14 protein-coding genes are annotated in these 14,286 nt (G+C 43.7%); 12 read left to right on the forward strand and 2 right to left on the reverse strand.

Features of this window, described 5'->3' with window-relative positions:
- The first annotated feature begins 44 nt into the window (after positions 1-44).
- The 8 genes from BN1209_RS04175 to BN1209_RS04210 all read left to right on the forward strand — a co-directional run bounded on the left by BN1209_RS04175 (position 45) and on the right by BN1209_RS04210 (position 7,390).
- Positions 45-1,367 carry an adenylosuccinate synthase gene (locus tag BN1209_RS04175; protein ID WP_045751087.1) on the forward strand — a complete coding sequence of 441 codons (1,323 nt, stop codon included), beginning with the start codon at positions 45-47 and terminating at the stop codon, positions 1,365-1,367.
- Positions 1,367-1,915 carry a flavoprotein gene (locus BN1209_RS04180; protein WP_045751088.1) on the forward strand — a complete coding sequence of 183 codons (549 nt, stop codon included), beginning with the start codon at positions 1,367-1,369 and terminating at the stop codon, positions 1,913-1,915. Before BN1209_RS04175 ends, BN1209_RS04180 begins: the two co-directional genes overlap by 1 nt.
- Complete coding sequence (locus BN1209_RS04185; protein ID WP_045751089.1) at positions 1,891-3,282, forward strand: DUF6513 domain-containing protein; 1,392 nt, start codon at positions 1,891-1,893, stop codon at positions 3,280-3,282. The genes BN1209_RS04180 and BN1209_RS04185 overlap by 25 nt, the downstream gene beginning before the upstream one ends.
- Positions 3,282-3,878, forward strand: coding sequence for a DUF447 domain-containing protein (locus BN1209_RS04190; RefSeq protein ID WP_082048390.1), 597 nt, complete (start codon positions 3,282-3,284; stop codon positions 3,876-3,878). Before BN1209_RS04185 ends, BN1209_RS04190 begins: the two co-directional genes overlap by 1 nt.
- Before the next feature lie 19 nt (positions 3,879-3,897).
- On the forward strand, positions 3,898-4,572 hold the full coding sequence (locus BN1209_RS04195; protein WP_045751090.1) for a (5-formylfuran-3-yl)methyl phosphate synthase: 675 nt from the start codon (positions 3,898-3,900) through the stop codon (positions 4,570-4,572).
- 114 nt (positions 4,573-4,686) lie between these two features.
- Positions 4,687-6,039, forward strand: a complete 1,353-nt coding sequence (locus BN1209_RS04200; RefSeq protein ID WP_045751959.1) for a TRZ/ATZ family hydrolase — start codon at positions 4,687-4,689, stop codon at positions 6,037-6,039.
- The gene (ubiG, locus tag BN1209_RS04205) at positions 6,006-6,734 is read left to right on the forward strand and encodes a bifunctional 2-polyprenyl-6-hydroxyphenol methylase/3-demethylubiquinol 3-O-methyltransferase UbiG (protein ID WP_045751091.1); all 729 of its coding nucleotides are present in this window, start codon (positions 6,006-6,008) and stop codon (positions 6,732-6,734) included. Before BN1209_RS04200 ends, ubiG begins: the two co-directional genes overlap by 34 nt.
- Positions 6,731-7,390, forward strand: a complete 660-nt coding sequence (locus tag BN1209_RS04210; protein ID WP_045751092.1) for an HAD family hydrolase — start codon at positions 6,731-6,733, stop codon at positions 7,388-7,390. Before ubiG ends, BN1209_RS04210 begins: the two co-directional genes overlap by 4 nt.
- On the opposite strand, the gene BN1209_RS04215 is transcribed toward BN1209_RS04210, so the two are convergent.
- Together BN1209_RS04215 and map are read right to left on the reverse strand one after the other, a co-directional pair.
- Positions 7,387-9,951, reverse strand: a complete 2,565-nt coding sequence (locus BN1209_RS04215) for a [protein-PII] uridylyltransferase (RefSeq protein ID WP_045751093.1) — start codon at positions 9,949-9,951, stop codon at positions 7,387-7,389. The two genes, BN1209_RS04210 and BN1209_RS04215, sit on opposite strands and share 4 nt — an antisense overlap.
- Before the next feature lie 17 nt (positions 9,952-9,968).
- Positions 9,969-10,772 (reverse strand): type I methionyl aminopeptidase, encoded by an 804-nt coding sequence (gene map / locus BN1209_RS04220; protein WP_045751094.1) that lies wholly within the window; start codon positions 10,770-10,772, stop codon positions 9,969-9,971.
- A 302-nt stretch (positions 10,773-11,074) separates the two neighbouring features.
- On the opposite strand from map, the gene rpsB reads away from it, so the two are divergent.
- From rpsB to frr, 4 genes are all read left to right on the forward strand, one after another.
- On the forward strand, positions 11,075-11,815 hold the full coding sequence (rpsB, locus tag BN1209_RS04225) for a 30S ribosomal protein S2 (protein WP_045751095.1): 741 nt from the start codon (positions 11,075-11,077) through the stop codon (positions 11,813-11,815).
- Between the two features lie 111 nt (positions 11,816-11,926).
- Positions 11,927-12,802: a translation elongation factor Ts gene (gene tsf / locus BN1209_RS04230; protein ID WP_045751096.1), complete on the forward strand. Its 876-nt coding sequence runs from the start codon at positions 11,927-11,929 to the stop codon at positions 12,800-12,802.
- A 174-nt stretch (positions 12,803-12,976) separates the two neighbouring features.
- Positions 12,977-13,639 (forward strand): UMP kinase, encoded by a 663-nt coding sequence (pyrH, locus tag BN1209_RS04235; protein WP_045751960.1) that lies wholly within the window; start codon positions 12,977-12,979, stop codon positions 13,637-13,639.
- Between the two features lie 64 nt (positions 13,640-13,703).
- Complete coding sequence (frr, locus tag BN1209_RS04240; protein ID WP_045751097.1) at positions 13,704-14,261, forward strand: ribosome recycling factor; 558 nt, start codon at positions 13,704-13,706, stop codon at positions 14,259-14,261.
- Positions 14,262-14,286: the final 25 nt, after the last annotated feature.

Raw genomic sequence — 14,286 nt, forward strand, 5'->3', positions numbered from 1 at the left:
CAGTACACAATTAAAAAAAGCACTTAAAAATTACTAGGTAAATTATGGCTAAAAATGTAGTTGTTATTGGTACCCAATGGGGTGACGAAGGTAAGGGGAAAATTGTTGACTGGTTAACAGACCACGCGCAAGGTGTTGTGCGTTTTCAAGGCGGTCATAATGCTGGTCATACGCTTGTAGTTGGGCAAGGTAGCGAGCAGCGTATTTACAAACTTAACCTAGTGCCTTCTGGTATCGTTCGCACAGGGGTGAATTGCTATATCGGTAATGGCGTAGTCCTTGATGCTGGTCATTTACTCAAAGAGATTAAAGAACTTGAAGATGGTGGTTTGGAAGTTAAAAATCGTCTAAAGGTGAGTCCAGGTTGTCCATTAATTTTAGATTATCACGTACGTTTAGATGTCGCGCGTGAACTAAAACGTGGCGCTGAGAAGAAAATTGGTACGACAGGTAAGGGGATAGGTCCAACTTACGAAGATAAGGTTGCCAGACGTGCTTTACGTTTGTATGACTTATTCTATCCAGAACAGTTTGGCGAAAAGCTACGCGATGTATTGGACTATCATAACTTTGTCTTAACTCATTACCTTGGTGCGGAAGCTGTTGACTTTAATCAGCAATTAGATTCTGCACTAGCGAAAGCTGAACATATCAAACCAATGGTTGCTGACATCTCTGCAGCGCTCTATGAGGCAAACAAAGCGGGTCAAAATCTATTATTTGAAGGTGCGCAGGGAACATTATTAGATGTCGATCATGGCACCTACCCATATGTCACTTCAAGCAACTGCGTATCGGGACAGGCATCAGCTGGAACGGGTGTTGGCCCGAGTATGCTGCACTATGTAATAGGTATTACTAAAGCCTACACAACCCGCGTTGGCGGTGGCCCTTTCCCAAGCGAGTTAGATATTGACTCTGAAGGAGCCCCCGGCACTCAAATGTCAGTTAAGGGCCAAGAGATTGGAACGGTGACCAAACGCAAGCGTCGTTGTGGCTGGTTTGATGCCGCTGCTTTACGTCGTTCCGCAAGAATTAATGGCTTATCAGGACTATGCATTACCAAGCTTGATGTGTTGGATGGTATTCACGAATTACAAATTTGCACGGGTTACAAACTAGACGGAAAAATAGTCGATATGTTGCCGGTTGGCGCAGATGATGTTGCAAGATGTCAGCCAATTTACGAGCCTTTGCCAGGCTGGACTGAAAACACTTTTGGCGTCAATCGTTGGGAAGATTTGCCGTTGAATGCACGGAATTACCTCAAACGTCTAGAGAGTTTATGCGAAGTGCCTGTTGATATTGTCTCAACAGGGCCTGAGCGTGATGAAACCATCGTATTGCGCCATCCATTTGGTGCTTGATGAAGCCAGTTCAAAAACAACGTATGGCATGGGCTCTAACTGGCTCAGGTCATTATTTGCGGGAATGTATCGACATTTTTAACAAGCTTGAAGATGTCGATCTTTTTTTGAGCAAAGCGGCTGCTGAGATCCTTCAGCAATATGGTTATCACCATAATGTCGGTAAAGTTTATCAAGACAAAACAGCCAGTGCTGTTCCAGTTGAGTTGTTTTACCGTGGCGCGTATCACACGGTAGTTATTGCACCAACAACTTCAAATACCGTGGCAAAAATGGTCTATGGGATTTCAGACAATTTAGTCACAAATATTTTTGCCCAAGCAGGGAAGTGCCGAGTACCCAATATTGTTTTTGCATGTGATACTGAGGAAGAGGTTGAATCAGAAGCGCCTCGCAATAATATGGTAAAAGTCTATCCAAGAAGGATTGACTTGGAAAACACGGCAAAACTCAAAGCATTCGAAGAAACAACAGTCGTCGAGAATATGCAACAACTCGATAGCGCGATTCAAGCAAGATTAGCGTGTCTGAAAGCCTCCTCTTTTTAACTGGCAAGTTGGCCGAAAAAAGCTTGCAGCAGGTATTGGCAAGCATACAGCCAACCCCTTTTAAATATCGCGTTACTCAAATCGGCGTTTCTGTTGCTGCCCTAATGACGCCCGAATTGATTGCAAGGCGACTTCAAGATGTCGGTGATGCGACTCAAGTGATTGTGCCTGGGTTATGTTGTGGAGACCTCACAATACTTGAAGACAAATATGGCGTGCCTGTTGCGCGAGGCCCTGTGGATTTGAAAGACCTGCCACAGTATTTCGGCCGAGGAGGTAAGGTGCCAGACCTAACAAAGTATGAAGTTAATATTTTTGCTGAGATTGTCGACGCCCCTCAGCTCAGTCTTGATGATATTTTGGCGCGTGCCCTTCACTTTAAAGCCCAAGGGGCTAATATCATTGATCTAGGCTGTTTACCCAATACGCCTTTTCCCCATTTAGCAGACGCAATAAAATTACTAAAGAAAACGGGGTTAAAAGTCAGTGTTGACTCTCTCAATGCGGATGATCTTTTATTGGCAGGGAGAACTGGTGCTGACTTCTTGCTGAGTTTGACAGAGCATTCCCTATGGATTGCACAAGAAGTGGATGCAATTCCGATATTAATTCCTGCCAAATCTGGTAGCTTGCCATCTCTGTATCGTGCAATCGAGGGTATGAAAAAAATAGGTAAGCCATTTATTGCCGACGCAATTTTAGATCCTATTCCATTTGGATTCACTGAGTCTATTGTGCGATATCAAAAGCTTCGCAAGCGCTATCCAGAGATTGAAATTATGATGGGGGTTGGAAATATCACTGAGCTGACCGATGCGGACACCACTGGAATTAATGCGATTTTATTTGGCATTATTACTGAACTGCGCATTAATGCAGTCTTAGCGACATCAGTGAGTCCGCATGCAATCAATGCGGTTGCTGAGGCCGATATAGCAAGGCGCATGATGTATGCTTCGCGAGAGGAAAATCGTTTGCCTCGCGACTACACCTCTGGACTATTGGGTTTGCATGACAGACGTCCATTTACTTACTCACCGGATGAAGTTGCAGCATTTGCAGCGCAAATCAAAGATCCTAGTTTTAGGATTCAAGTAAGCAAAGATGGATTACATATCTACAATCGCGACGGCATGTTAACCGACGTGGATCCTTTTAAACTTTATCCGCATTTAAAGGTTGAAGATGATGCGTCACATGCTTTTTATTTAGGCGTTGAGCTAGCAAGGGCACAAATTGCATGGCAGTTACAAAAACGATATACCCAAGATGAGGAGCTGGAATGGGGTATTAATACCCACAAGAGTGACCAGTCTGGAAAAACTGCACACAGAGAAGCATCAATGAAAGAAAAAAAGCAAAAGTAATGAGCGCTTCAATGAAAACCTCGGACAAAATTAATGAGATTATTCTCATTACTGAATGTGAAAATGGCGCTGCCCACATTGCGCCTTTTGGGGTGCGTGAAAGAAATGGCTTGATCCTGATTGCGCCTTTCAGGCCGTCATTAAGTTTAGACAACTTAATGAGTGGTCGGTCTGCCACCATTAATATGACAGATGACGTAAGAGTATTTGCAGGTGTATTGACTGGGCGACGCAACTGGCCTGTTCAGACAATAGGAAGCGCTTTAATACTTGCATCAGCACTTTCTTATCAGTCACTTGAATTGGTGAAAGTCGAGGATGATCAAGTGCGTCCTAATCTCTATTTTAGAGTGATCAAAGAGGAAATGCTTAAAGCCTTTCAGGGTTATAACCGTGCGCAAGCTGCTGTCATTGAGTTATGTGTTTTAGTCAGCAGATTAAACATGTTGCCACTAGAAAAAATTACGCAAGAAATGAGCTACCTTGGGATTGCCATAGAAAAAACGGGAAGCCATCGTGAGATTGAGGCTTGGAAGTGGTTAGTGGAAGCCGTTGAAAATCATCAAGCGCAGATTTCAGGGGGGCATATTGCTTAAGCAACAGATTTCAGTGAAGATGTTGGCAAGTGTTGCAAGCGTCGAGGAGGCTTTAATTGCGCTTGAGGCTGGGGTTGATATGATCGACTTAAAAAATCCTGCTCTTGGCGCTCTTGGTGCTCTTAACCATGCCTTGGTCAAAGAGATCGTTCTGACCATTAATCAACGCTCCGCAGTCAGTGCAACCATTGGAGATTTGCCAATGGATCCTGATATCATTTTTGAAGCAAGTAGCGCCATGATTGCAACAGGGGTTGATATTGTCAAAATAGGTTTTTTTGGGCGAGACCATCACACTGAATGTTTAAAGGCTTTGAAGCCCTTAAGCACTCATAACAAGCTGATAGCCGTTTTATTTTCTGATGAGCAACCGAAATTAAATTTAATGCTAGACTCGCTAGCACTTTTTGCAAATGCAGGGTTTTATGGGGTGATGTTAGATACCGCAGACAAAACCAATGGGCACTTGCTCAGTTATCTAGATGTGGATCAGCTTGCTGAATTTGTGCGCCAATCAAAAATGTTAGGATTAATTACAGGACTAGCAGGCTCTATTCAAGCTGAACATATTAATCAACTCTTAATAGCTGACCCATCATATCTGGGTTTTAGAGGGGCGCTATGTGAACAAAATCAAAGAGTATTTGGTCTTGATATAAGCAAAGTTAAGCGCATTAAAAATCAGTTGCACTAGAATATGTAAGCGTTACTCAATGCATAGCAAGCCAATCATTTTGGATAAGTGAGCTGAGTGACATACGATGAAGACTCAATCACCCGACTCTTGGTGATTGCAAACGTGGAAAATATGACCGACTCCAATAAAATAAATGTTGATTTGATCCTCGAGGCACGATGGATAGTCCCCGTTATTCCTCGAAATCAAATTCTTGAACATGCTGCAGTGATTATTCATCAGGGAATAATTGTTGATCTCACACCCATAGATTCGGCGCGATCCAAGTACTGCGCTAAGCAAACGATTAGCCTTTCAGATCAACTGCTTATTCCAGGATTGATTAACCTACATACACATGCCGCAATGACCCTTATGCGAGGCCTAGCGGATGACATTCCACTTATGCCATGGTTGCACAATCATATATGGCCAGCTGAGCAGCAAGTAGTTTCTGAACGTTTTGTCCGCGATAGTGCATTATTTGGTTGTGCTGAGATGTTGGCGGGTGGCGTTACTTGTTTTAATGATATGTACTTTTATCCTCAGGCCACTGCCGAGGCTGCTATGCAGGCTGGTATGCGAGCACAACTGGGCTTGGTTATCTTAGAGTTTCCTACTAGTTACGCGAGTAATGCAGATGACTATATAGAAAAGGGGCTTCTTATTCGCGACACGTGGCGCGGACATCCTTTACTGTCAGCAAGCATGTCGCCACATGCGCCTTATACCGTTGCTGACTCAACTTTTGAGAAGATCATTACCTACGCTGAGCAGTTGGGATTAGGCATTCATACCCATCTGCATGAAACGAAGGCGGAGGTTGCTGAAAGCATTGAAAAGCATGGGGTTAGACCCATTAAACGCATGGCGAATCTGGGACTGCTCGGCCCCAATCTGACAGCGGCACATTGCGTGCACATGGATGATGAGGATCTCAGTTTACTGAGTGCTTATGGAAGTCATGTCGCGCACTGTCCGACCTCTAATGCGAAGTTAGCCAGTGGTATCGCGCCGATTACTCAGTTATCAAACGCAGGGATTAATGTTGGTCTAGGGACCGATGGGGCAGCAAGCAATAATCGACAGGACATGTTTGCCGAGATGCGCATGGCCGCTTTATTGGCAAAAGCAACTTCCGAGGATGCCACCTCTATACCAGCCTCAAAAGCGCTTGAGATGTCAACCATCAATGGAGCTAGGGCTCTAGGTTTAGATGATCAAATCGGTTCAATTGAAGTCGGTAAATTGGCGGATTTAACTGCAGTAAGGATTGCTGATGTGGAAACTTTGCCATGTTTTGACCCTCTATCCCATTTGATCTATGTCTGTGGTCGTGAACACGTGAGCCATGTTTGGGTGGCTGGTGATTTACGATTTGAGCGCTCAAATCAGTTGTCAGGGCTATTTGCCAATATTGAACCTAATGAATTAAAGGAAATTGCATTGCTATGGCAATCGAAACTCAATCAACACAAGGCTTAAATGCTGATCCAGCAGAGCTTGAAAAATTTGCAACCCTCGCTCACCGATGGTGGGATAAGACGAGTGAATTTAAGCCATTGCATGCCATTAACCCCTTACGCTTAAATTTTATTGATGAATTAGTGAGCCTGAATGGCAAGCGAGTCCTCGATATTGGCTGTGGCGGGGGTATTCTCTCTGAATCCATGGATGAAAAAGGTGCAATTGTTACTGGGATTGATTTAGGTGATAAAGCCTTAAAAGTTGCACAGCTTCATCAGCTTGAATCTGGCTCGAAGGTGGACTATCGACTTATTTCCGCTGAAGACCTTGCCGGGGAGCAGCCCGAAAGTTTTGATGTGGTGACATGTATGGAGATGCTTGAACATGTGCCAGATCCAGAAGCCATTGTTAGGGCATGCGCTTCTTTAGTCAAACCAGGTGGATCAGTGTTCTTTTCCACCATCAATCGCAATCCCAAGGCTTATTTATTCGCGGTGATCGGTGCGGAATATGTTCTAAAAATGCTTCCTAAAGGCACGCATGAGTATCAGAAGTTCATTAAACCCTCAGAGTTATCTGCTTGGGCGCGTCATGCGGGATTGGATATTAATCAACTTAGGGGCATGGGTTATAACCCATTAACGGATCATTATTCCTTAGGTCAGGATACTTCTGTTAACTATCTCATTCACACCATTAAGCCATTACGATGATTTTATTTGATTTAGATGGAACGCTTGTTGATACTGCACCTGACTTAGGATTTGCACTTAATTTACAGCGAGAGCGTCATGGATTAGCGCCATTAACAATGGAGGCTATACGTCCTTATGCATCGCATGGATCAAAAGGGCTCTTAGGTCTTGGTTTCGGCTTAACACCGGACGATAAGTCATTTGAGGAAATGCGCATCGAGTATTTAGATTTATATCATCAGGTCTTTAATCGCTCACCAGCCTTTTTTGATGGCGTGAGTGAGCTATTGACCGTTTTGGAACAGTCGGGCGTTTCTTGGGGTGTTGTGACGAATAAACCACGACGCTTTGCTGCGCCATTAATTGACTCAATGCACTTAATTCATTCGATGGCTTGTTTAGTGTGTGGCGATGATGCAGCAGCACCAAAGCCAGCGCCTGACACTTTATTTTTGGCATGTGAGCAAGCATCTGTTGTGCCGAGCGAGTGTTTCTTCGTGGGAGATGCTGAGCGAGATATTGAGGCGGGCAATGCAGCTGGTATGAAGACAGTGGTAGCGTTGTGGGGTTATTTAGACAAATCTGACCGCCCAATGGATTGGGGGGCAAATTTTGCTATTAATCATCCATCCGAACTTCGTGAATTAATTTCCAAATCAAACCATCTAGCCTAATTAAAACTTTCCTTAAGTGAGTCTTGAAGGGCTTGGGCTGTCGTTTCACTCAGTTTCTCGCCATGCTTGCCGGAGATTAAAAATACGTCTTCAGCCCGCTTACCCAAGGTATTAATCTTTGCCGTTTGAATTTTAACTTCATGCGTAAAGAAGGCATGTGCAATCGTCGATAATAAACCTGGGCGATCCCCAGCCACAATTTCAATCTTATGATTATTCGACTCAGCAACGCTTTCAACCATAATGCTTGATTTAATAGGCATATGTTTGACCTGACGACTCAAGCGACCTTTTGCAGGTGCGATTAGCGGGGTCTTATTGCGTAAACTGTTGCCAAGCTCATACTCAATATAACTTAATAAGTCTCGATAACTTACAGACCTATCGTTTTGATCTAAAACTAAAAAGCTATCCAATGCATAAGCGTTTTTAGTGGTATGAATTTTTGCTTCAACAACGGTATATCCCATTCTCTCGAATACGCCACAAATACAGGCAAACAAATCATCACGGTCAGGGGTGTAGATCATTACCTGAATACCATCTCCAGAAGGACTAAGTCTTGCTCTTACAATCGGCTCATCGGTATTCAAGTGTGCTATTAACAATCGACTATGCCAAGCAATTTCCTGTCCAGTATGTCTAAGGAAGTACTGCTCGCCAAACTGATCCCAAAGAGGCTGATAGGATCTTTCCATAATGCTGTAATGACTCAGCGTTGCCTGAGCCTCTTTTTTACGTGCAGTCAACTCGTCCTTTGTCTCATAAGCATCTCCACTTAGGAGCCGTTGCGTCAACAAAAATAAGGTTTCAAGTAATTTAGCTTTCCAAGCATTCCAAACTTTTGGGCTAGTCCCCCTAATGTCAGCAACTGTTAGGAGGTATAGGGCTGTAAGATGGCGGATATCAACAACAAGTACTGCGAAATCTTCAATCACCTGGGGATCTGATAAGTCATGTTTTTGCGCTGTACTCGACATCGTTAAATGAGACTCAACCATCCAAGACACCAGCCTTGTATCCGCTCGAGAAAGCCCATGCTGCTTACAAAAACGGCTCGCATCCAGACTACCTAACTTTGAATGGTCGCCACCACGTCCTTTTGCAATGTCATGAAATAGCGCCGCCAAGTAAAGCAAATATGGCTGGTCAAAACTTGAGTGCAGTTTGCTACATAATGGAAATTCATGACCAAATTCGCCAATGGAGAATCGTTGTAAATTTTCCAACACATGGAGAATATGTTCATCGACGGTGTATACATGAAATAAATCATGCTGCATTTGGCCCACGATTCGTCCAAAAGCTGGAATGTATTTACCGAGAATGCCATAGCGGTTCATGCTTTTAAGCACATTAGTGACACCGCTCGGATACTTTAGCATCTGTATAAATAGCGCTTTATTTTCGGGGTCTTGACGAAAGTCTTTGTTGACTAAGTTTTTTACGCGCTGCAAAGTTCTTAGAAGGTTAGCACTCATTCCAGTAATTTCTGGTCGCTGTTGCATGAGCGCGAATATTTCAAAAATACATTTGGGGTTGCGCTGAATAAGCGTGTTGGATTTGGCACTTAAGAGCCCGTTGCAGGCGTCAAATCTTTCATTAATCGGCTCTACCGAGATGGTTTCAGGTGCTGCCAACTCCTTGAGGAGCTTAAGGAGTATTTCGTTAAACAATCCTACCGCTTTTGCGCTTTTATAATAATCTCGCATCAGCTGTTCACTGGCGCGGTAGCGTTTTGTATTACTAAAGCCTAAGGCATCTGCCAGCTCATTCTGTACATCAAAAATTAGTCGGTCTTCCCTGCGTTTTGCCATGTAATGCAAGCGGATGCGCAGCATTTGTAAGTGCTGCTCATGCTTGCGAATTTGACGAAGTTCTGACTGGCTAATCAGACCATGGGTCACAAGTGATCGCCAGTCTTCACCTAGCTTAAGGCTACGGGCAATCCATAGAATGATTTGTAGATCACGTAAGCCACCAGGACTTTCTTTGATGTTTGGTTCTAGGTTGTATGCTGTGTCATCAAAACGTGCATGGCGTTGTTCTTGTTCATGAAGTTTTGCACTGAAAAAAGCACGCGAATCATTTGCTTCAACCATTTGTGTTTGGAAGCTTGAAAATAGAGATGAGTCGCCAGCAATTAACCTTGATTCCAGCAGGTTGGTTTGAACGGTCACATCCTTTTGAGCTTCTGCAAGGCATTCATCCAAGTTGCGAACGCTGTGACCGACAGCCAACCCAATATCCCAAAACAAGCCTATCGTGCTCGTTACGCGTTCATTGATTGATTGGTCTGCGTTGTTGGGTAGAAGGATCAGTAAATCAACGTCGGAGTAGGGAAAAAGCTCGCCGCGCCCATAGCCGCCAACGGCCACTAGACTGACGGATTGGTTTAAACCAAATCGCGCCCAAATATCTTTTAATACACCATCAACAAGCTTGGATTGCTGGGTTAACAGTTTTCTTGTGTTTTTGTGCTCAAAAAAGTCATCACGAAGGATGGTTTGTGTGTCTCTTAATTGATTGCGCCAAATATTTGCTTGGTTGTCAGCTTGCATTTTGCGCTCGAGGGTAACTATGCGTTAACAATGCTTGGGATAGCAGGTGTTCCACTTGAAACGGTGAGTACTTCGTAGCCTGTTGGCGTTACTAAAATCGTGTGCTCAAACTGTGCTGATAAGCTATGGTCTTTGGTGACGACAGTCCAGCCGTCACCAAGTTGCTTAATAAAGCGCTTGCCAGCATTGATCATCGGCTCGATCGTAAAGATCATGCCCGCTTGCAACTTGAGCCCTGAGCCTGATTTTCCGTAATGAAGCACTTGAGGGTCTTCGTGGAATTTTTTACCAATGCCGTGCCCACAAAACTCTTGAACCACGCTAAAGCCATTTTTTTCTGCGTAAGATTGAATGGCGTAACCAATGTCACCTAATGTAGCGCCTGGCTTTACTTTTGTAATACCCAGCCACATACATTCGTAAGTGACTTCACACAGGCGTTTGGCCTGAATTGAGGGTTCTCCTACATAAAACATACGGCTAGTGTCACCGTGATAGCCATCTTTAATCACGGTAATGTCTAGATTAACGACATCACCATTTTTGAGCACTTTTTCACCTGGAACACCGTGGCAAATTTGATGGTTGACTGATGTGCAAATGGATTTAGGGTAGGGCACGTGACCTGGTGGTGCGTAATTAAGCGGGGCTGGGATGCTTTTTTGCTCATTGACCATATAGTCGTGGCATAGCTTGTCTAGTTCACCAGTGGTAATGCCTGGTTTTACGTAAGGAGTGATAAAATCTAACACCTCGGAAGCAAGCTTGCCTGCGACGCGCATTTTTTCAATGTCTTGTTCGTTTTTAATCGTAATTGCCATAATTCAAACTTAAAGCCATTCTGGCTAAGGTTTTCCTTGAGTTTCGAGATGTGCTTATGGTATCATACTGCACCCGTTTAGCTGGTAATCAATCAGCAAAGCGGCAACGATTAGAGTCTGAATGTTTTACAGGCTTTAATGGTTTTTTATTTAATATTTTTATTGACTTAGCTTGATGAGTTTGTTTTTTGCGGCTTTTGCATAAGCAAATTTTATAAATACATCATGCTCCTCGTACAGGGTGTTCGCTCATGCGGATGTTTTTGGGAGCATGTGAGCTATAACCCTTACTGGAGACTTTTATGTCCGTTACTATGCGTGAAATGTTAGAAGCTGGAGTTCACTTCGGCCACCAAACCCGTTACTGGAACCCAAAAATGGCGCCGTTCATTTTCGGTGATCGCAATAAAATCCATATCGTTAACTTAGAAAAAACATTGCCTTTGTTTGAAGATGCATTGAAATATGTGCGTCAACTTTCAGCAAACAAGGGTCGCATTTTGTTCGTTGGTACTAAACGCCAAGCACGTGACATCATGCAAGAAGAAGCAGTTCGTTCAAACTGTGCATACGTTAACCATCGCTGGTTAGGTGGTATGTTGACTAACTTCAAAACAGTTAAGCAATCTATCAAGCGTTTAACTGACTACGAAACAATGCTACAAGATGGTAGCTTGGAAAAATTCGGCAAAAAAGAAGCTTTGGGCTACAAACGCGAAGTTGAAAAACTTTCACGTTCTATCGGTGGCATTAAAGAAATGGGCGGTTTGCCTGATGCAATTTTCATCGTTGACGTTGGTCACGAAAGCGGCGCTGTGACAGAAGCGGCTAAGCTTGGTATTCCAGTCATCGGTGTTGTTGATACTAACAACTCACCAGATGGTGTTACTTACGTGATTCCTGGTAATGATGACTCAAGCCGTGCAATTCGTTTGTACGCTCGTGGTATCGCTGATGCTGTGCTAGAAGGTCGCAACCAATTCATCGCTGAGATTGTTAAATCTGCAGACGAAGAACCAGCTGTAGAAGCTGCAGCAGAGTAATACCCCATCAAAAAGGGGCTCAGGCCCCTTTTTTTATACCTAATACTTTTGAATATAGTGGCTTTTAAGTGAATCTGCCCTTAAGCCAAGATTAAATTTAAGGAGTTTTAAATGGCTGAAATTACCGCATCAATGGTAAAAGAGTTACGTGAGCGTACTGATGCTCCGATGATGGATTGTAAAAAAGCGTTGTCAGAAGCTGACGGCGATATGGACCGCGCTGAAGAGATTCTACGTGTTCGTTTTGGTAACAAAGCAAGCAAAGCTGCTGGCCGTGTTGCTGCCGAAGGTACAGTTGGCGTTAGCATCAGCGCTGATGGCAAAACTGGCGCAATGATTGAAGTGAATTCTGAAACAGACTTCTGTGCAAAGAATGATGATTTCTTGGCTTACGTGCGTGAGTTAGCTGTTGTTGTTGAGAAAAGCAACCCAGCAAACATCGAAGCTGTTGCAGCATTGCCTATGAATGGCAGCACTGCAGAAGATGTTCGTACACAATTAGTTGGTAAGATTGGTGAAAACATTACGCCACGTCGCTTTGTCCGTTTGGCAGCGCAAGGTAAATTGTCTTCTTATGTTCACGGAAGCAAAATTGGCGTCATCGTTGATGTTGTTGGTGGTGACGAAGCGCTTGGTAAAGATATCGCCATGCACATTGCGGCTGCAAAGCCAAAATCATTGGATGCGAGCGGTGTTGATGCAGCGCTGATTGAAGCTGAGCGTCGTGTTGCAATTGAAAAGGCTAAAGAAGCTGGCAAGCCAGATGCGATGCTTGAGAAAATTGCTGACGGTACCGTGCAAAAATTCTTGAAAGAAGTAACTTTGCTAAGCCAAAACTTTGTTAAAGATGACAAGGTAACAATTGAGCAGTTATTGAAATCAAAAGGCGCTTCAGTTGCTTCATTCACGATGTACACCGTGGGTGAGGGCATCGAAAAAGTAGTGACTGATTTCGCTGCTGAAGTGGCTGCTGCTGCTAAGTTATAAAAAATAATTGCGCAGCTGATTTTTAGCTGCACAATGTTGTAAACTCGCAAAACGATGATATCCAAGGAGAGCTTGGCGTCATCGTTTTGCACAATAGAACAGGAGTTTTATACCGTGTCTGCACAAACGCCAAAATACAAACGCATCTTATTAAAACTTTCTGGCGAGGCCCTCATGGGGGATGATGCATATGGCATCAATCGCGCTACCATCAATCGGATTGTTGGTGAAGTTAAAGAGGTTGTAGATTTAGGTGTGCAGGTGGCGGTAGTGATTGGCGGCGGCAATATTTTTAGAGGCGTTGCGCCGGCTGCTGAAGGGATGGATCGAGCAACTGCTGACTATATGGGCATGCTTGCTACTGTCATGAACGCATTGGCACTTCAAGATGCAATGAAACACATTGGCTTAGTGAGCCGTGTTCAATCAGCGCTTAACATCGAGCAGGTTGCGGAACCTTATATTCGCGGCAAGGCAATTCGCTACCTTGAAGAGGGGCGTGTGGTAATTTTTGGTGCGGGTACAGGCAATCCATTTTTTACAACTGATACCGCAGCAGCGCTTCGTGGTCTTGAGATGAGTGCCGATATTGTCATTAAGGCCACTAAGGTCGATGGTATCTATACAGATGATCCAAAAACTAATCCAGATGCAATGCGTTACACCACAGTTTCATTTGATGAAGCTATTGGCAAAAATTTAAAAGTGATGGATGCAACAGCATTAACGCTGTGTCGCGATCAAAATCTTCCAATTTCAGTGTTTAGTATATTCAAGCAAGGCGCATTGAAGCGTGTTGTGATGGGTGAGGATGAAGGAACTAAGGTTTTGGCTTAATGAATTAAGCATGACCTGATACCCTTAATTTATATCCAATTAAGTTATTAGCAAGGAGAAGAAAATGTTAGCCGAAGTAAGATCAAATGCAGAACAAAAGATGCAAAAGTCGCTAGATGCGCTTAAGAATGATTTAGGTAAAGTGCGCACTGGTCGCGCTCATACAGGCTTGCTAGATCACGTCATGGTCGAGTATTACGGCTCTATGGTGGCTGTCAATCAAGTAGCTAACGTCACATTAGGTGATGCGCGTACGATTAACGTGCAGCCTTATGAAAAACCAATGATTGGTAAAGTTGAAAAAGCGATTCGTGATGCTGATTTAGGATTAAATCCAGCTACAAATGGGGATTTGATCCGTGTTCCAATGCCAATGCTGACTGAAGAGCGCCGTAAAGATTTGATTAAAGTGGTACGTACCGAAGGTGAAAACGCGAAAGTTGCTGTACGCAACATCCGTCGTGATGCTAATGATGCATTGAAAAAGCTGATTAAGGACAAAGAAATCAGTGAGGATGATGAGCGTCGTGCGCAAGATGAGATTCAAAAAATCACTGACAAGAACGTGGCTGAAATCGACAAGATGTTGCAAGCCAAAGAAACAGATTTAATGGCTGTTTAACTTGCCCTTGATACGCCTATTTATA

This window comes from Candidatus Methylopumilus turicensis (assembly GCF_000953015.1).
In the GTDB taxonomy this organism is placed as follows: domain Bacteria; phylum Pseudomonadota; class Gammaproteobacteria; order Burkholderiales; family Methylophilaceae; genus Methylopumilus_A; species Methylopumilus_A turicensis.